This is a genomic window from Bittarella massiliensis (ex Durand et al. 2017), from assembly GCF_001486165.1.
GTDB classification, from domain to species: domain Bacteria; phylum Bacillota; class Clostridia; order Oscillospirales; family Ruminococcaceae; genus Bittarella; species Bittarella massiliensis.
On record NZ_LN908977.1, the window covers coordinates 104442 to 121580 of the forward strand.

13 protein-coding genes are annotated in these 17139 nt (G+C 65.8%); 11 read left to right on the forward strand and 2 right to left on the reverse strand.

Annotated features, from left to right (window positions below; translation table 11 throughout):
- The first annotated feature begins 20 nt into the window (after positions 1-20).
- The gene (locus tag BN3266_RS07500; protein ID WP_059004663.1) at positions 21-1454 is read left to right on the forward strand and encodes a hypothetical protein; all 1434 of its coding nucleotides are present in this window, start codon (positions 21-23) and stop codon (positions 1452-1454) included.
- 66 nt (positions 1455-1520) lie between these two features.
- Positions 1521-2021, forward strand: coding sequence for a phosphatase PAP2 family protein (locus BN3266_RS07505; RefSeq protein WP_059004664.1), 501 nt, complete (start codon positions 1521-1523; stop codon positions 2019-2021).
- A 114-nt stretch (positions 2022-2135) separates the two neighbouring features.
- Here BN3266_RS07505 and BN3266_RS07510 read toward each other — a convergent pair whose 3' ends face one another.
- Entirely contained in the window at positions 2136-3932 is a 1797-nt protein-coding gene (locus tag BN3266_RS07510; RefSeq protein WP_059004665.1) for a DUF885 domain-containing protein, read from the reverse strand.
- A gap of 251 nt (positions 3933-4183) precedes the next feature.
- On the opposite strand from BN3266_RS07510, the gene BN3266_RS07515 reads away from it, so the two are divergent.
- The 3 genes from BN3266_RS07515 to BN3266_RS07525 all read left to right on the forward strand — a co-directional run bounded on the left by BN3266_RS07515 (position 4184) and on the right by BN3266_RS07525 (position 8826).
- The gene (locus tag BN3266_RS07515) at positions 4184-6256 is read left to right on the forward strand and encodes a PTS sugar transporter subunit IIC/EAL domain-containing protein (RefSeq protein WP_059004666.1); all 2073 of its coding nucleotides are present in this window, start codon (positions 4184-4186) and stop codon (positions 6254-6256) included.
- Positions 6257-6405: 149 nt separating this feature from the next.
- Positions 6406-8334: an NAD(+) synthase gene (locus tag BN3266_RS07520; protein WP_059004667.1), complete on the forward strand. Its 1929-nt coding sequence runs from the start codon at positions 6406-6408 to the stop codon at positions 8332-8334.
- Positions 8335-8394: 60 nt separating this feature from the next.
- Positions 8395-8826 (forward strand): PH domain-containing protein, encoded by a 432-nt coding sequence (locus BN3266_RS07525; protein ID WP_059004668.1) that lies wholly within the window; start codon positions 8395-8397, stop codon positions 8824-8826.
- A gap of 244 nt (positions 8827-9070) precedes the next feature.
- Here the strand turns inward: BN3266_RS07525 and BN3266_RS07530 are convergent, their stop codons facing one another.
- Complete coding sequence (locus tag BN3266_RS07530; protein WP_059004669.1) at positions 9071-10132, reverse strand: LacI family DNA-binding transcriptional regulator; 1062 nt, start codon at positions 10130-10132, stop codon at positions 9071-9073.
- Positions 10133-10462: 330 nt separating this feature from the next.
- On the opposite strand from BN3266_RS07530, the gene BN3266_RS07535 reads away from it, so the two are divergent.
- The 6 genes from BN3266_RS07535 to BN3266_RS07560 all read left to right on the forward strand — a co-directional run bounded on the left by BN3266_RS07535 (position 10463) and on the right by BN3266_RS07560 (position 17108).
- Entirely contained in the window at positions 10463-11299 is an 837-nt protein-coding gene (locus tag BN3266_RS07535) for a triose-phosphate isomerase (RefSeq protein ID WP_059004670.1), read from the forward strand.
- The gene (locus BN3266_RS07540; protein ID WP_059004671.1) at positions 11296-12735 is read left to right on the forward strand and encodes a lactate racemase domain-containing protein; all 1440 of its coding nucleotides are present in this window, start codon (positions 11296-11298) and stop codon (positions 12733-12735) included. Before BN3266_RS07535 ends, BN3266_RS07540 begins: the two co-directional genes overlap by 4 nt.
- A gap of 91 nt (positions 12736-12826) precedes the next feature.
- Positions 12827-13894 carry a BMP family lipoprotein gene (locus tag BN3266_RS07545; RefSeq protein ID WP_059004672.1) on the forward strand — a complete coding sequence of 356 codons (1068 nt, stop codon included), beginning with the start codon at positions 12827-12829 and terminating at the stop codon, positions 13892-13894.
- Positions 13895-13907: 13 nt separating this feature from the next.
- Positions 13908-14912, forward strand: coding sequence for a nucleoside hydrolase (locus BN3266_RS07550; protein WP_075109708.1), 1005 nt, complete (start codon positions 13908-13910; stop codon positions 14910-14912).
- A gap of 69 nt (positions 14913-14981) precedes the next feature.
- Positions 14982-15971: a nucleoside hydrolase gene (locus BN3266_RS07555; RefSeq protein ID WP_059004674.1), complete on the forward strand. Its 990-nt coding sequence runs from the start codon at positions 14982-14984 to the stop codon at positions 15969-15971.
- Between the two features lie 72 nt (positions 15972-16043).
- Positions 16044-17108 carry a BMP family lipoprotein gene (locus BN3266_RS07560; RefSeq protein ID WP_059004675.1) on the forward strand — a complete coding sequence of 355 codons (1065 nt, stop codon included), beginning with the start codon at positions 16044-16046 and terminating at the stop codon, positions 17106-17108.
- Positions 17109-17139 lie beyond the last annotated feature (31 nt).

Here is a 17139-nt window from a genome sequence, read left to right on the forward strand (position 1 = left end):
AAAAGAGAGGAGTGTGTTCTATGGATGTGGTCACCTGCCGTTACCCCCTGACGCGGGAACTGCTCTGCCGGGCCTCCGACGTCCGCTACCGGGCGCGGGGAAGGTGGGTGCGGCTGGCCTGCGCCGCGGTGGGGGGACTGGCGGGGCTCTATCTGGCCCTCAGCGCCGCCGGATCCTTTCGCACCTACTTCTGGCAGCCCCCGCTGGCGACGGCCCTCCTGATTGGCGGGCTGACGGCTGCCCTCTGGGGCAACCGGCTCTTTCTCTGGCGGGGGATGCGGGGGCTGCGCCGCCCCTGCCGCCGGGGGGCGGAGGCGACCCTCACCCTCTCCCCCCAGGGGCTGGTGTGGCGCGCCCCCGGCCTGCAGGTGGAGGTGGCTCCGGGCGGGTGGCAGGTGCTGGAGACAGGGGAACTGCTGGTCTTTTTGGTCGGCCGCCGCTGTATCCCCCTTCCCAAAAACGCCCTGCCCGCCCCATCGGAAGAGGCGTTGACCCGGCTGCGGCAGTGGAGCGGCGGCCGATGGCGCAGATGCCCGGCCACCCCCTGTCCCGCCCTCTGGCGGCGGTGGGAGGAGGGGTGGAGCCGCCGCTTTCCCGCGGGGGAGACGCCGCCCTGGCGGGCTGCCCAGTTGCGTCCCTACGGCCGGGTATTTCTCTGGGCCGCGCTGGTGCTGGGTGGGGGGCAGCTCTGCTACTATGCCGCCGTGGTGGGGGAGCGGGGGTGCCGCTATCTCTGGCCCTGGCTGGCCCCCCTCCTCAACGGGCTGACCTTGTTGGCGGCTCTGGGGGCCGCTCTCTGCCTGGCGCGGCGCAGTGGCCTCGGCCGGGCGCTGCTGGCCGCCTTTTTGGGGGCCCTGTTGGGGGTCAATGCAGTCTGTGCGGCGGCCGACGCCCTCACCACCCACCGGCTCATCGCCCCTTCGCCCGACTTTCGACAGGTGGCGGTCCTGCGGCGAAACACCGCCTCGGGGCGGATGATTTTTTACCGCTCGGTAGGGGGCGTTTTCATCCGCCCGGAAACCAGTTTGCAGGGCTGGCTGGAGGGGGGAGAGGTCAAGCTTCGGTGGCTGCGGGACGACGTCTGCGCCGTCAGCTACCGGGGGGAGGACCGCCAACCCCACGCGGCCGTCTTCCTCTTTGGAGGGCGGGAGGGCCGCCCCCTCCTGGAGCGGCTGGAGGGCCGCTGGCAGAGCGACTCGGGCAAGTTTCACCTCACCTACGAGCGGGGGATCTTTCAGCTCCGCCGGGGCGGAGGGGTCGAGACCTATTCCATCGCCAGCTGCAAAAAGATCGACCGGACGGCGGTGGCCCTCTTTGACGACAAGGGGGTTCCCCACTGGATCGTTCTCCCCCAAACCCCCGCCGGCGCGGGGGAGGGCCGGGCGGATGCCCTTCTCCTCTACCAGGTGGCCCTGGACGAGACGGAACCGGTGACCCTGCCGCCCCGGCCCTAGGGTTGCGCCCCCGCCCCCTCCTGTGGTAGGATGGAGACGCCGACAGGGAGAAGGGGGGATTTGGTTGTGACAGCGCCGCAGTACGAGCGGGTCCGCCGCTGGTTTTTGGCCCGGCCCGGCCGTCTGGCTGCCCTCAAGGCGGCCAACCGCTGGCTGCCCCGGCTGGTCTACTGCGCCTACCCCCTGGGCCTTTTGGCCCTGGCTTGGCGGCGGGATGTCCGCTTTTGGAAGGTGCTCTGGGTGCCGGCGGCCGGCTTTTTGCTGGTGAGTGTCTTTCGGCGGCTCCACAACGCCCCCCGCCCCTACGAGGCCCTGCCCATCGCCCCCCTCATCGGGCGGGAGAAGGCGGGCCGCTCCTTCCCCAGCCGACATGTGGCCTCGGCCTTTTTGATCGGCTGCGCCTTCTGGTACCTCTCCCCCTGGCTGGGGCTGCCGGTCTTTCTCGCCGGGGCGGGGATGGCGGTGGTCCGCCCCCTGGCGGGGGTCCACTTCCCGCGGGACACCGTCGCCGGGGCGGCCTTCGGGCTCCTCTTTGGCTTTGCCTGTCTCTACGGCCTGCCGCTTTAGGCGGGCCTTTTTTGTTTGCCGCAGAAAAGAGAGGGCCGACCCCCCTATGGGGTCGGCCCTCTCTTTCGCGGGACGGGGAAAAGCGTTCGGGCAGAGGCCGTTCAAAGGAGAGCGTCAGGCCGCCTTCTGCGCCCCGCCCTTGGCGGTTTTGACGTAGCTGTCCACCTGCTGTTGCAGGATATTCAGGCTGGCGGGCCCGGTCTCCAGCAGCACCCGGTTGAATTCCACCGGGGAGAAGCGCTCCCCCAACTGTTCTTCCGCGCCGTCATACAGGTCCTGGTAGGCCATGCCGGTCAGGTAGTATTGCAGGTAGTTGGTGGGGGTCTCCAGGTTGAGGTAGAACTGGGAGCGGAGGACCTCGTCGTCCATCTCGTCGCCGAAATAGGTCTTTAAAAAGGCGGCAAACTGCTCGTAACTCCACCCGTCGTAGTGCAGCCCGATGTCCGCCAGGGCGATGACGCACTGGGTGTAGCGGTTGTTGTAGGCGTAGAGCTCGGCCAGCTCCCGGTCCTCGGTGGCGTATTTGTAGCTGCTGTTTTCCACATAGGTGGCCCACCCCTCGGAGTAGCCGTTGTAGTCGATCATATAGCGGATGGTGGGCAGTTGCAGGTTTTGGAAATAGGTGTTTTGGTACATGTGGCCGGGGTAGCCCTCGTGGGCGACGGTGGAGAAGAGGTCGGTGCTGTATTCGCCGTTGATGTAGATCATCTGGGGGCTGCCCAGGGGCTTGTCGATCCGGCTTTTCAGGTAGGCGGCGGGGGAGAAGTTGTCCTTCATCGACTCGTCCACCCAGCGGATCTGGTAGGTGAGGTTTTCGGTGGCGGGAAAGTCCTGCAACATGGCCTCCCCCAGGTAGTCCAGCGTCTCCTCCACCGACGAGAAGCGGGAGTAGGCAGGGGTGGCCCCCTCCATCAGCTCCCGGTAGACGGCGGGGTCGCTCTTTTGCAGCGCCTGCATCCGCTTGCCCATGTCGGTGGCAGCCTGGGCCATGTGGGTGTGCAGGAAGGTCTTGACCTCGTCCATCTCCCAGTCGATGCCGGTATTCTTTTGCAGCAGCGCCAGGTAGTAGTCCTTGCCGCCGGGCTGGTGGGCGAGGCCCAGCTCCTCCTCGGGGGCGTCGATCTGCGAGAGCTCCTCCGCCAGTTGGCGGTAGGCGGCCATCAGCTCCCCCTCCAGCAGCCGGCGGCTGGTGGCCTTGGCCTCGGCCTTCTCCCCCTCGCTCAAAAAGGCGCAGCCGTCGATCTTCTCGTCCATGATGGGCGCCAGGTAGGGGGTCTCCTGTGCGGCAAAGGTCTCGCACTGCTCGATGACCTTGTCGAGGATGCTCTGGCACATGCCGCAGCCGTTTTCCTGGCGCGCCCGCTCATTTTCGGCGTAGAGGTGGAAGGTCTCCCCGCAGGTGCGCAGGATGTTAAAGTAGCTGTCCAGGTCGTTTTGCCGCTCGAAGTAGAAGTTTTCCAGCAGCATGGGCAGCTGCGCCTGAAAGCCGAGGAAGCTGCCCAGGTAGTTGTTGTCCAGGGAATAGTAGTCCAGGGTGAGGAGGGTGCGCTGAAAGGAGTCCTTGAGGATCTGCAGCGTCAGCCGGGAGGAGGGGTCCAGCGACTGTTCGTCAAAGCCCTTCAGGTTCTTTAAAATCTCCTGGCAGGTGGCCTTGCTCTCCTGGTAGTCCTCGGCGTTGGCGTAGGGGAGCTGCAGCAGTTCCAGGGAGAAGCCGTGGGCCTCCGGGTCCTGAAACAGGTAGTTGATGTCGAGGGAGTCGCTGTCCAGAATGGCGGTGGGCAGGGTGGAGAGGTACTGGTCGAACCGGGCCTGCTCCCCCTTTTTGACGCAGCCGGAAAGGGAGAGGGTCAGGCCCAGGGCCAGCACCCCCGCCACGGCTTTGCGGGCCAGATGGCCCCTTGTTTTTCGCACGGCAAAAGCTCCTTTTTGAATGACTTGTCAGGGCGCCGGCTCCCAGGGGGACCGGTGCCTTTTTTTCAGTATACCACATCCCCTGCCCGGTGAGACCAATTTGCAGGGAAAGGTTGGAAATTTTGGCTTTTTGCGCCCAATGACCCCTTGGCTGTATTGTAAGTGCCTAGGGGGATATGTTACAATAATGACAAATTTCCTTTTTTTGAAGGGAAGAAACGAGGCAATTTGCCGCCATGGGAAAACGCGCAATGCAGGCGCTGTACGCGCTGGAGCAAAATCGGGTGCTCTCGTCCATTAAGAAGGGGTTTATCACCCTTGTCCCCCTGCTGATGGTGGGGGCCTTTGCGCTGCTCCTGCGCAGTTTTCCCCTGCCCGCCTTTCAGGCGGCCCTGCCCACCCTCTGGGGCGGTGCGCTGGACCGGTTCCTCGCCTGCGTGGGGGAGAGCACCTTCGGTCTGCTCTCCATCTTCGTGGCGGGGGCGGTGGGCTTTCACTACGCCGGCGCCTGCCGGGAGGGGGACCTGTTCACCCAGGTGACGGCCATGGCCCTCTCGGTGGCCTGCTTTGTGGCCACCTTCGGCCAGTCCGCCCCGGCGGAGCGGCTGGCGGGCTTTGGCTCCACCGGGGTGTTCACCGCCCTGCTGTGCGCGGTGGCGGGCACCAGGCTCTTTGTGTTTTTGGGCGAGCACGCCCCCCGGCGCTTTCGCTTCTCCACCGCCGGGGCGGACGAGGGCTTTCGCGCCGCCATGGGGGGGATCGCCCCCGCCCTGCTCTGCGTGGCCGTCTTTGCCGCGGGCAACCTGGCGCTGGACTGGCTGGCCGGGGTGGCCAGTCTCAACGAGCTCATCACCGCCGGGGCCAGCGCCCTCTTCTCCCGCGCGGGCAACGACCTGTCCGGCGGCATCCTCTTCACCGCCCTGCAGGGCACCCTCTGGATGTTCGGCATCCACGGCGGCAACGCCCTCGACCAGGTGGCGACCCGGCTCTTCGTCCCCGCCAACGCCGACCCCACCGCCGTCGTCTGCAAGTCCTTCCTCGACAACTTCGCCCTCATCGGCGGCTGCGGCGCCACCATCTGCCTGCTGCTGGCGCTGCTGCTCTTCTCCCGCTCCAAGGACGACCGCCGCCTGGCCGGGGCCTCGCTGCCCTTCGGCCTTTTCGGCATCAACGAGATCTTGGTCTACGGGCTGCCGGTCATCTTGAACCCCATCTACCTCATCCCCTTTATCCTGGTGCCCATCTGCTCGCTGTGCATCGCCTACTTCGCCACCTGGGTGGGCTTTCTGCCGGTGGTGACCAAGACCGTCACCTGGACCACCCCGGTCCTCTTCAGCGGCTACATCGCGGTGGACTCCTGGCGGGGGGCGGCGGTGCAGCTGGTGATCGTGGCGGCGGGCACCGCCATCTACGCCCCCTTTGTCAAGCTCTCCGACCGGGTGCGCTCCGGCCGCGAGCAGGAGATGCTGCGCGCCCTCACCGACGCCTTTCAGGCGGGGGAGCGGACGGGGGAGCGGCCCCGCTTCCTCGACCGGGGCGGGCAGTTGGGGGCGGCGGCCAAGCGGCTGGCCTCCCGCCTGCGGGCGGACCTGCAGACCGGCGCGGTCCCCTTTTGGTACCAGCCTCAGGTGGACGCCGACGGCCGCGCCTTCGGCGCCGAGAGCCTGCTGCGATGGCGCTTTGGCGGGCAGCTGGTCTACCCGCCCCTGGCCATCTCCCTGGCACAGGAGGAGGGGGTCTACGACCAGCTCACCGAGTTGGCGCTGCGGCGGGCCTGCCGCGCCGCCGAGGCCTTTCGGGCGGCGCTGGGACGGCCCTTCTCGGTCTCGGTCAACCTGACGGCCGCCCAGCTGGACGATCCGATTTTGGTCGAGCAGATCATCGCCATGGCCCAGGGCGCAGGGGTACAGCCCGGCGGCCTGGGGCTGGAGGTCACCGAGGAGACCACCCTCATCGACCGCGAGCACGTGTCGGGGAACATCGGCCGCCTCTGGGCGGCGGGGATCCCCGTCTCGGTGGACGATTTCAGCATGGGGCACACCTCCCTGCGCTATCTGCAGGAAAACCCCTTCCGCTACGTCAAACTCGACGGCTCCCTGGTGCGCCAGGTGACCGAGAATGCCCGCAGCCGGGAGATCGTCTCCTCCCTGGTCTCCCTGGGGACGGGACTCTCCTTCGACACAGTGGCCGAACAGGTGGAGACCGCGCAGGTGCGCGACGCCCTCATCGCCCTGGGGTGCACCCGGTTCCAGGGGTATCTCTACAGCCCGGCGGTCCCCCTGGAGGAGTGCCTCGCCTTCTGCCGGGAGGAGCCCTGGCGCTAGGCCTTGCAGACCGCCCCGCCCGGGAGTATACTGAAAAAAAGAGACAAAGGCGTCTCGGAGAAACCCTCTCCGAGACGCCTTTTTTCTCGCCGTTTGGCATCGGCCGGCCGCCCCCGGGGCAGACTGGCAGAGAAGGGGAGTGAGGGGTTTTGAGAGATGGATTTTTAAAGGTGGCGGTGGGCAGCCCCGACCTGCGGGTGGCCGACTGTTCCTACAACGCCGCGGCCAGCATCCGGCTTTTGCGGGAGGCGGCGGCCCAGGGGGTCAAACTGCTGGTGCTGCCCGAACTGGGGCTCACCGGCTACAGCTGCGGCGACCTCTTTTTGCAGCCGACCCTGCTCCAGGGGGGCGAGGCCGCCCTGGAGAGCCTGCTGCGGGCCAGCGGGGAGCTGGGGGAGCTGGTGGCGGTGGCGGGGCTGCCGGTGCGGGCCGGGGGAAAGCGCTACAACTGCGCCGCCGTCCTGCAGGGCGGGCGGCTGCTGGGGGTGGTGCCCAAGCGAAACCTCCCCAACTACGGCGAGTTTTACGAGGGGCGCCAGTTCACCCCCGGCCCGTTCGGCGGGGAGGACATCCTCCTCTGCGGGCAGCGGGTCCCCTTTGGGGCCGACCTGCTCTTTTGTTGCCGGGAACTGCCCGACTGGGTGCTGGGGGTGGAGATCTGCGAGGACCTGTGGGTCCCCCTCCCGCCCTCGGTGGGGCTGGCCCTGGCCGGGGCCACCGTCCTCGCCAACCCCTCGGCCAGCAACGAGACGGCGGGGAAGGCCGCCTGCCGCCGCCGGCTGGTGGCCGGACAGTCCGCCCAGCTGCTGGCGGGTTACCTCTACGCCTCGGCCGGGGCGGGGGAGTCCACTGCCGACCTGGTCTTTGCCGGGCACAGCCTCATCGCCGAGAACGGCGTTCTCCTGGCCGAGAGCCCGCTGCTCCAGGGCGGGCTCACCTGCAGCGAGCTGGACCTGCAGCACCTGGCCTTTGCGCGCAGCCGGATGGGCACCTTCCCCCCACCGGAGAAGGGATACCGGCAGGTCCCCTTTTCCGTTCGAGTGGCGGAGACCGCCCTCACCCGCCCGGTGGAGCGAGAGCCCTTTGTCCCCGCCCCCGGCCCGGGGCGGGAGGCGGGGTGCGGGGAGACCCTCGCCCTGCAGGTGGCGGGGCTGGCGGGGCGGCTGCGCCACACCGGCTGCCGCCCGGTGCTGGGGGTCTCGGGGGGACTGGACTCCGCCCTGGCCCTGCTGGTCTGCGCCGGGGCGGCCGACGCCCTGGGCCGCCCCCGGGGGGACATCCTGGCGGTGGGCATGCCCGGTTTCGGCACCACCCCCCGCACCCGGGAGAACGCCCGCCGACTGGCCCTCTCTCTGGGGGCCTCCTTTCGGGAAATCCCCATCTCCCGGGCGGTGGAGGGGCACCTGGCCGACATCGGCCACCCCCAGGGGCGCACCGACACCACCTACGAAAACGCCCAGGCGAGGGAGCGCACCCAGGTGCTGATGGACCTGGCCAACGCCGAGGGCGGCCTGGTGGTGGGCACCGGCGACCTGTCGGAACTGGCCCTGGGCTGGGCCACCTACGGCGGCGACCAGCTCTCGATGTACGCCGTCAACGCCTCGGTGCCCAAGACCCTGGTGCGCCGCCTCGTCGCCTTTGCCGCCGACCGGGCGGGAGGGGAGAGCGCCGCCGTCCTGCGGGATATACTGGCCACCCCAGTCAGCCCCGAACTGCTCCCCGCCGGGGCCGGGGGCGAGATCGCCCAGCGCACCGAGTCGCTGGTGGGCCCCTACCGGCTGCACGACTTCTTCCTCTACCACACCCTTCTCTGGGGCGAGCCGCCCCGCAAGGTCTACCGGCTGGCCTGTGCCGCCTTTGCCGGGGCCTTTTCGGCAGAAGAGATCCTGCGCTGGCTGCGCCTGTTCTACCGCCGCTTTTTCGCCCAGCAGTTCAAGCGCTCGGCCCTCCCCGACGGGCCCAAGGTGGGCGCGCTCTCCCTCTCCCCCCGGGGGGACTGGCGGATGCCCAGCGATTCCAGCGCCGCCCTCTGGCTGGAGCAGCTGGAGGGGTTGGAGGGCCGGGGCCAGGTCGGGTAGATTGCCTTTTTGGCCCCGCCCTGGTACAATGGAGAAAAGCCAGCCAAGGAGGACTGCCAGATGGTCAGTGAAGTGCCAATCGTTTGGAAAGACCGCAAGCGCATTTTGGGGATGCCCATCACCTTTACCCGCTACTCCATGTCCGAAGACCGCCTCTTTTTGGAGACCGGCCTCCTCAACACCCGGCAGGAAGAGGTGCTCCTCTACCGGGTGCGGGACATCAGCTTGAAGATCACCCTGGGCCAGCGCATCTTTGGGGTGGGCTCGGTGCTGGTCCAGTCCTCAGACAAGACCATGCCGGTGCTGGAACTGAAAAACATCCGCCACCCCCGCGAGGTCAAGGAGACCCTCCACCAGCAGGTGGAGAAGATGAAGCTCTCCCGCAAGATCCGGGTGGGCGAGCTGCTGGACGACGGCGGTCACGCCTGCGACGACGACTTTCACGACGGCGAACAGACAGACGGGGAGGACTGGGAGGACGAGCGCCTCTAGCCCTGTTCCCCTGCCAAAGCCGCGGGGGCCTGTCACCCGCAGCGCGGCCCCATTTCGCGGCACTGCCCTCTCAACCCAGAGGGGAGAGGGGCCCCCGGCGCGCCGGGGGCCTTTTGCCGCCCTTTTTTCACCTGCGCCCTGCCCCAGGGCCTCGCCCCGCCGCCCCACAGCCAAAAGCGCCCCCGGAGACCGCGGTCTCCGGGGGCGCTTTTGGCTGTGGGGCGGCGGGGCGGAAAGGGGGCGGCTACTCCCGCTCCCCCTTTTCCAGGGGGCGGCAGCTCTCCCGCACGATCAGCTTGCAGGGCAGTTCCACCTTTAGGGGAAGGGTGTGGCCCTTTTCGATGCGGTCGAGCAACAGCTTCACCGCCACCTTCCCCAGCTCGTTTTTGGGCACGTCCACGGTGGTGAGGGAGGGGGTGGTGAACTGGCTCATGGCGATGTTGTCGATGGAGATGACCGAGATGTCCCGGGGGATGTGCAGCCCGAACTCCCGAATGGCCTTCACCGCCCCGATGGCGCTGATGTCGTTGGCGCAGAAGACCGCCGTGGGCAGTCGGGGGAAGGCAAACATCCGCTTGATGCCGAAATAGCCGTTTTCCATGGTCAGGGCCGACTCGTAGATGTACTCCTCCGAAAAGGGGAGTTCCCGCTCCAACATGAAGTCCATATAGGCGTCAAAGCGGACCTCGTTTTTCACCTCTCCCAGATAGCCGATGCGCCGGTGCCCCTGCCGGTAGAGGTGTTCGAGCACCTGGATAGCGGCCTTGTACCCGTCGCAGATGACCTGGTCGAAGTCGGCCCCGCCGGAGGCCAGCCCCACCACAATGACGTTGCGCAGCTTTTGCAGCCGCCCCAGCAGCTCCTTGCGGGGGCGACCCAGCACCACCACGCCCCCCTTGTCCAGGTTTTCCAGCATCCGGTCGGTCTTGAAGTCGTCCAGATTGACCGCCGAGAAGGAAAAGCCCAGCGAGCAGCCCTGCACCATGGCCTCCTTCTCCACCGCCCGCAAGATCTCGGCGAAGAACTGGTCCGAGGGCATCATCTGGTCCTGAAACTGGCGGGAGAACATCTCGGTGCGGGCGAACACGCAGGAGATGGTCCGCCCTGCCGGCCGGGGGGCGGGGTTCTGGTCCCGGCTCTTGAGGGCCTTGGCCGCCTCGTTGGGGGTGTAGCCGGTGCGGCGGACGATCTCCCACACCCGCTCGGCGGCCTCGGGGGCCGCGGTGCGGTGGTTGGGGTCGTTGATGATCCGGGAGACGGTGGAGATGGAGACCCCTGCCTCCCGGGCGATTTCTTTGAGTGTCATGGCCGGTCACCTGTTTTGGGGCGTCCTGTGACAAATGAGTGAAAACGATTGCAACATCTTTTTGAAAAACAGCCGCCAAACCTCTCTCGATTTTTTCTAAATTGTACACCGGCGGGACTGCGTTTGCAAGATAAAGCAGAAGAAAAGAGGAATAGTTTTCCTATACCCCGTTTTTATGACAGAATGTACAATGAAATACGGGAATTATAGGCAGGATAACGATATGAGAACGTTTGCAAACATTTTTCTTTACAAACCCCCAAAATCGGCTATGATGTGGGTAGAAATTGGGCGGGATGCCCGAGAAGCAACAAGAGGGGGAGAGGGGATTTGACCCAGTACCTATTCGTCAACCTAAAGCGATTCGACATTCCTCGCGCGCTGGGGGGCATCAACACCCAGTGCCCGCCGGCCCAGTGGGGCGAGGCCCTGGTTCGCCAGAGCCGGGCCGCCCTGGCCGAGCGCCCGGGGGTGGAGACGGTCTTTTTCCTGCCGGAGGCCCACCTCCTCCCCGCGGTGGATGCGGCGGCCGGGCCGGGGCCGGCGGTGGCCGTGGGCTGCCAGGGGGTCTACCGAAAGGACGTGGCCCCCGGGGGGAACTTCGGTGCCTTCACCACCTTTCGCACCGCCACCGCCGCCCGCTCCCTGGGCTGCACCTGGGCCCTCATCGGCCACAGCGAGGAGCGGGCCGACAAGATGGCCCTCACCGGCGACGCCGACGCGGTGGACGCCCTCCTCTGCGACGAGGTGCGCTGCGCCCTGGCGGCCGGGCTCAAGGTGCTCTTCTGCATCGGCGAGACCGCGGAGGAGATCCCGATGCGCGAGGCCGTCCTCCGCCGCCAGCTCCGCCAGGGGCTGCCCGGGGTGGACGGGGCGCCCAATATCGTGCTGGGGTATGAGCCCATCTGGTCCATCGGCCCGGGCAAACCGGTGCCCACCGCCGATGAGGTGGGGCAGATCGCCGCCCTTATCAAGGGGATCGTCCGGCTGCCGGTGGTCTACGGCGGGGGGCTGAAGGCCGAAAATGCCGCCGCCTTCGGGTCCCTGCCCAACCTGGACGGCGGGCTGGTGGGGCTCACCCGCTTTGCTGGGGAGATCGGCTTCTACCCGGACGAGTTCGCCCAGATCGCCGCGGCCTATTTTGATGCCAAGGAGGAAATCGCATGAAACTGGAATTTGAGTACGGGCAGGGGATGATGAGCGCCCAACTGCCCGACGACACCGACGTCTTTATCCCCGGGGAGACGGTCCCCGACCCGCCCTGCATCCCCGAGGAAAAGCTGGTGGAGGCGACCCGGGACTCCATCCTCCACCCCATGGGGATGCCCCCCCTCTCCCAGCTGGCCCACAAGGGCTCCAAGGTGGTCATCGTCTTCCCCGACCGGGTCAAGGGGGGCGAGCAGCCCACCGCCCACCGCAAGGTGTCCATCCCCATCGTCCTGGAGGAGCTCTACAAAGCCGGGGTGGAGAAAAAAGACATCCTGCTGCTGTGCTCCAACGGGCTGCACCGCAAGAACACCGAGGAGGAGATCCGCCGGGTGCTGGGGGAGGAGCTCTTCTCCGATTTCTGGCCCACCGGGCAGATCCGCAACCACGACAGCGAGGACTACGAGCACCTGGTGGACCTGGGCACCACCCCGCGGGGCGACCCGGTGCTGGTGAACAAATACGTCTACGAAGCCGACGTGGCCGTCCTCATCGGCCACACCCAGGGCAACCCCTACGGGGGCTACTCGGGGGGCTACAAGCACTGCGCCACCGGCATCACCCACTGGCGCTCCATCGCCTCCCACCACGTGCCGGCGGTGATGCACCGCCCCGATTTCACCCCGGTGAGCAGCCACTCCCTCATGCGCCAGAAGTTCGACGAGATCGGCCAGTACATGGAGGAGCGGATGGGGAAGAAGTTCTTCTGCTGCGACGCGGTGCTGGACACCCGCTCCCGCCAGATCGAGATCAACAGCGGCTGGGCCAAGGTGATGCAGCCCAAGAGCTGGGAGACCGCCGACCGGCGCACCTACGTCCACTGGGCCGAGAAGAAGTACGACGTGCTGGTCTTTGGCATGCCCCAATTTTTCCACTACGGCGACGGGATGGGCACCAACCCCATCATGATGATGCAGGCCATCTCGGCCGAGATCATCCGCCACAAGCGGGTGCTCAGCGACCGCTGCGTGGTCATCTGCTCCTCCACCTGCAACGGCTACTTCCACGACGAGCTCTTCACCGGCTACCGCGAGATCTACGAGCTCTTTCAGAAAGACCACATGAACACCCTGCGGGACGTCAACCGCTACGGCGAGTACTTCGCCACCAACGAGGAGTACATCCGCCGCTACCGCTACTGCAACGGCTTTCACCCCTTCCACGGCTTCTCGATGATCAGCTGCGGCCACATCGCCGAGATGAACACCGCCGCCATCTACATCGTGGGGGCCGAACAGCCCGGCTACGCCCGGGGGATGGGGATGAAGACCCGGGCCACCTTTGAGGAGGCCCTGGCCGACGCCCAGAAGAAGTACCTGGGAGAGCACCCCGACATCCTCGCCCTCCCCAAGGCGTTCACCACCGCGGCGGTGCACCTGTGCATGAAGGGGGAGTGAGCGACCGAGGGAAATTCGATTTCAACTGAACGGATCGCTGCGCGCCCCTTGGCCGCGCCTACACAGACCAATTTTTAAGGAGGGATTTCACATGTTCACGGGTAAATCGATCAGACGGACCCTGGCCGCCCTTCTCGCGGGCTGCCTCTGCCTCACCGCCTTCGCCGGCTGCGGCGACAAAAAGGAAGGGGGGGACGCAGGCAAAAAGGGGGGCGACATCAAGGCCGCCATCATCATCTCGGGCAGCTTCGGCACCCAGAGTTTTCAGGATGTGGCCCTTGCCGGCTGCCAGAAGGCCGCCGACGAGTTCGGGTTTGAGCTGACCAAGGTCGAGAATGTGAATTCCTCCGACGCCAGCAACACCATTCGCTCCCTCATCGGCCAGGGGGTCAACATGATCATCTCCCCCAACGATTTCTTCAACGACGCCATCGAGGAGCTGGCCCCCGAAAACTCCGACGTCCGCTTCATCAGCGGCGACGCCGCCGTTCCCGACCTGGAAAACGTGGCCTCCGCCTATTACCGGGAACAGGAAGCGGCCTTCCTGCTGGGCGCTCTCGCGGGGATGCTCACCGAGTCGGACAAGGTGGCCTTCATCGGCCACACCTCCAATGTGGTCATGGACCGGTTTGAGTACGGCTATCGGACCGGCGCCAGGTATGTCAACTCCAACGCCAGCGTCATCTCGATGTACACCGGCAGCGTCTCCGACGTCAACAAGGGCAAGGAGATGGCCGACCTGCTCTACAGCCAGGGGGTCGACTACATCGCCCCCGCCGCCGCGGCCTGCAACACCGGCGTCTTCCAGTCCTCCAAAGAGCACGGGGGCAACTGCTGGACCTTCGGCGCCGCCGACGGGCAGTTTCACCTGATGCCCGACCGCATCCTCGCCAGCCAGGTCAAGCGCATCGACAACGTCTGCTACCAGTTCCTCAAGGACGCGGTAGAGGGCAACTGGAAGGGCGGGAAGCCCCAGGAGATGGGCCTCAAAGAGGGGGGCGTCGACCTGCTCTACACCACCAACGAAGAGCTGGCGGCCACCATCCCCCAAAATGTGAAGGATCGGGTAGAGGAGCTGCGCCAGAAGGTCGTCAGCGGGGAGCTCAAAATCCCCGCGACCAAGGACGAGTTCGCGGCCTTCTCCTTCCCCAGCAAATAGGGAGGGCGGCCAGTTGAGACAGATACCTGTGCTGCTGGACGTGGACACCGGCATCGACGACGCCTACGCCCTGATCATGGCCTGTGCCAGCGAGGAGCTGGACATCCGCGCGGTGACCACGGCGGCGGGCAACGCCTCCCTCTACCACACCACCCGCAACACCTGCAACCTCCTGCACCTGCTGGGCCGGGGCGACATCCCGGTTTCCCAGGGGCTGCCGGGCCCCCTCCAGCGCCCGCTGCTGCGGGCCCCCGAGGTGCACGGGGAGAACGGCCTGCGGGGCTACCAGTTCCAGGGGGAGCACCTGGAGGCCCTCTCCCCCCTCACCGCCCAACAGCAGATGGCCCGGGTCCTCACCGAAAGCGAGGAGCCGGTGACCATCGTTGCCCTGGGCCCGGCCACCAATGTGGCGGCCTTTCTCCAGCAGTACCCCGAGCTGAGCTCCCGCATCCGCCGCATCCTCTTCATGGGGGCCTCCTACCGCTGCGGCAACCCGACCATCGTCTCCACCTTCAATGTGCTGGTGGACCCCGAGGCCTTTGACATCCTTTTAAAGAGCGGGGTCGAGCTGCACACCCTCCCCCTGGACACCACCAGAAACGCCACCCTCACCCCCGAGGAGTGCCGGCAGATCGCCGGCATTCCCGGCCCGGTGGCGAAGATGGTCTCCCGCACCCTGGCCGGCTACGGCGACCGCATCGGCCAGAAGGGCGGCTGCCTGGCCCAGAAGGACGGGGAGCGGGACTGGAACCAGGAGGGGCTGGCCCACCTGCCCGACCCGGCGGTGGTGGCCTACCTGCTGCGGCCCGACTACTTCACCCGACAGAAATACTTCTGTCAGGTGGAGTGCAAGGGGGAACTCACCACCGGCTTCACCATCATCGACATGGACGATTACTACGGCAAATCGATGGAGGAGCGCAACCTTTGGTATGTGGACTCCATCGACCGGGCCGGGTTTGCCCGGCTGTTCCTCGAGAGCGTTCGCCACTTTACCCCCGATTTGATAAACAGCTGAGAAGGTGCGAAAGCCCTCTGCAATTTGGATAAGTGCCCCCCTTTTGGTGGGGGAAGATAGGAGGAAAAGATGAAGAAGATCCCCGTACTGATCGATGTAGATACTGGCATCGACGACGCCATGGCCCTCGTGATTGCCTGCGCATCCGACAAACTCGATATTTTAGGGGTCACAACGGTGGCGGGCAACGTGGCCCTCTGCCACACCACCCCCAACACCTGCAATGTGCTGTACCTGCTGGGCAGGGGAGACATCCCGGTGGCCAGGGGAGAGGAAAAGCCTCTGGAGCGCGAATTGGTGGACGCCGCCTATATCCACGGAGACAACGGACTGCGGGGGTGGACCTTTGACCAGTTGCACGACGAGGCCCTTGTGGCCGCACCCGCCTGGGAGTTTTTGCGGGACAAGTTGCTCCAGAGCAAAGAGAAGGTCGCCATTCTGGCCCTGGGCCCGGTGACCAACATCGCCCTGCTGCTGCGCCGCTGTCCGGAGGTCAAGGAGAAAATCGACAAGATCGTCTTCATGGGCACCAGTTACCGCACGGGAAATCCCACCCCCATCACCACCTTCAACGTTCTGGTGGACCCGGAAGGGGTTCGAGAGCTGCTCTTTTCGGGGGTCCCCATCTACGCCTGCCCGCTGGACACCACCAGAGAGGCCTATCTGCTCGCCGAAGAGGTGGAGGAGATCGCCCGCATCGACAACCCGGCGGCCAGAATGACCACCGCCATCCTCGGCGGATACGGCAGAAACGCCAAGTCAGAGGGGCAACCCCAGTCCGCCCAGCAGGAACTCAAGGCCGGCCGCCGCTTCAAGGGGGTGGCACGGCTACACGACCCAGCCACGGTGGCCTACCTGACCGACCCCGAACTCTTCACCGCCACCAAGTACTACTGCGATGTGGAGTGCAAGGGGGAGATCACCACCGGTTTCACCGTCATCGACATGGAAAATTACTACGGCAAGAGCGAGGAGGAGCGCAATCTCTGGTTTGTCGACTCCATTGACAGAGAGGGGTTTGTGCGGCTCTTCCTCGACAGCCTGCGCAGCTATTCTTAAGTTTTGTCCATCTTTTCAGTGACGGAGAGCGTTCAGGCGCGATCTGTCCGCAAAAATAAGGAGGAAATCGAGATGAAAAATTGGAAATTGGGGAAGCGCATTCTCGCAGCTTCTCTGGCGGGACTTCTCTGCTTGGGCAGCCTGACCGGCTGTGGGGGCGGCGAAGAGGCAAAGGGAGACGGGGAGAAGAAGGTCCAAATCAAGGCGGCCATCGTCGTCTCGGGCGGCTTTGGCACCCAGAGCTTCTCCGACGTGGCGCTGGCGGGCTGCCAGAAGGCGGCCGACGAGTTTGGCTTTGAGCTCAACAAGATCGAGAAGGTGTCGGCAGCCGACGCGGCCAACACCGCCCGCTCCCTCATCAGCCAGGGGATCAATGTCATCATCTTCCCGGCCGACACCTATCAGGACACCATCAAGGAACTGGCGCCGGAGTACCCGGATGTCTACTTTGTCAGCCCGGACTGCGCCATCTCCGATCTGGAAAATGTGGCGTCCGCCTTTTACCGGGAGCAGGAGGCGGCCTTCCTGCTGGGCGCCCTGGGGGGCAAGTTGACCAAGAGCAACAAGCTGGCTTTCATCGGCTCCAACTCCAACGTCATCATGAACCGCTTTGACTACGGGTTCCAGGCGGGCGTCAAGTACGTCAATCCCAAGGCCACCGTCACCTCTACCCAGACCGGCAGTTACACCGATGTCAACAAGGGCAAGGAGATCGCCAACATGCTCTATGACCAGGGGGTCGACTACATCGCCCCGGCGGCTGCGGCCTGCAACGTGGGCGTCTTCCAAGCCTCCTCTGAGCGCGGCGGGAACTGCTGGACCTTTGGCGCTGCCGACGGGCAGTTCCACCTGATGCCCGACCGCATCGTTGCCAGCCAGGTCAAACGGGTGGACAACACCTGCTACCGCTTCCTCAAAGAGATTGCCGAGGGCAACTTCAAGGGCGGCACCCCGGTGGAGATGGGCCTGAAAGAAGAGGGCGTGGACCTGCTCTACACCACCAATGAGACCCTGAAGGCGACCATCCCCCAGGAGACCATCGACCAGGTGGAGGCCCTGCGCAAGGATGTCATCGACGGCAAGATCAAAGTTCCGGCCACCAAGGAAGAGTTTGACAGCTTCCAGTTCCCGGCGTAAATAGAACGGCGGACGGCGGCCTCGAAAAAGG

What these genes read in the sequence shown, in the direction of transcription:
- BN3266_RS07500 (WP_059004663.1), top strand. Translation starts at nt 21, where the DNA reads ATGGATGTGGTCACCTGCCGTTACCCCCTGACGCGGGAACTGCTCTGC.
- BN3266_RS07515 (WP_059004666.1), top strand. Translation starts at nt 4,184, where the DNA reads ATGCAGGCGCTGTACGCGCTGGAGCAAAATCGGGTGCTCTCGTCCATT.
- BN3266_RS07525 (WP_059004668.1), top strand. Translation starts at nt 8,395, where the DNA reads ATGGTCAGTGAAGTGCCAATCGTTTGGAAAGACCGCAAGCGCATTTTG.
- BN3266_RS07530 (WP_059004669.1), bottom strand. Translation starts at nt 10,132, where the DNA reads ATGACACTCAAAGAAATCGCCCGGGAGGCAGGGGTCTCCATCTCCACC.
- BN3266_RS07540 (WP_059004671.1), top strand. Translation starts at nt 11,296, where the DNA reads ATGAAACTGGAATTTGAGTACGGGCAGGGGATGATGAGCGCCCAACTG.
- BN3266_RS07545 (WP_059004672.1), top strand. Translation starts at nt 12,827, where the DNA reads ATGTTCACGGGTAAATCGATCAGACGGACCCTGGCCGCCCTTCTCGCG.
- BN3266_RS07555 (WP_059004674.1), top strand. Translation starts at nt 14,982, where the DNA reads ATGAAGAAGATCCCCGTACTGATCGATGTAGATACTGGCATCGACGAC.
- BN3266_RS07560 (WP_059004675.1), top strand. Translation starts at nt 16,044, where the DNA reads ATGAAAAATTGGAAATTGGGGAAGCGCATTCTCGCAGCTTCTCTGGCG.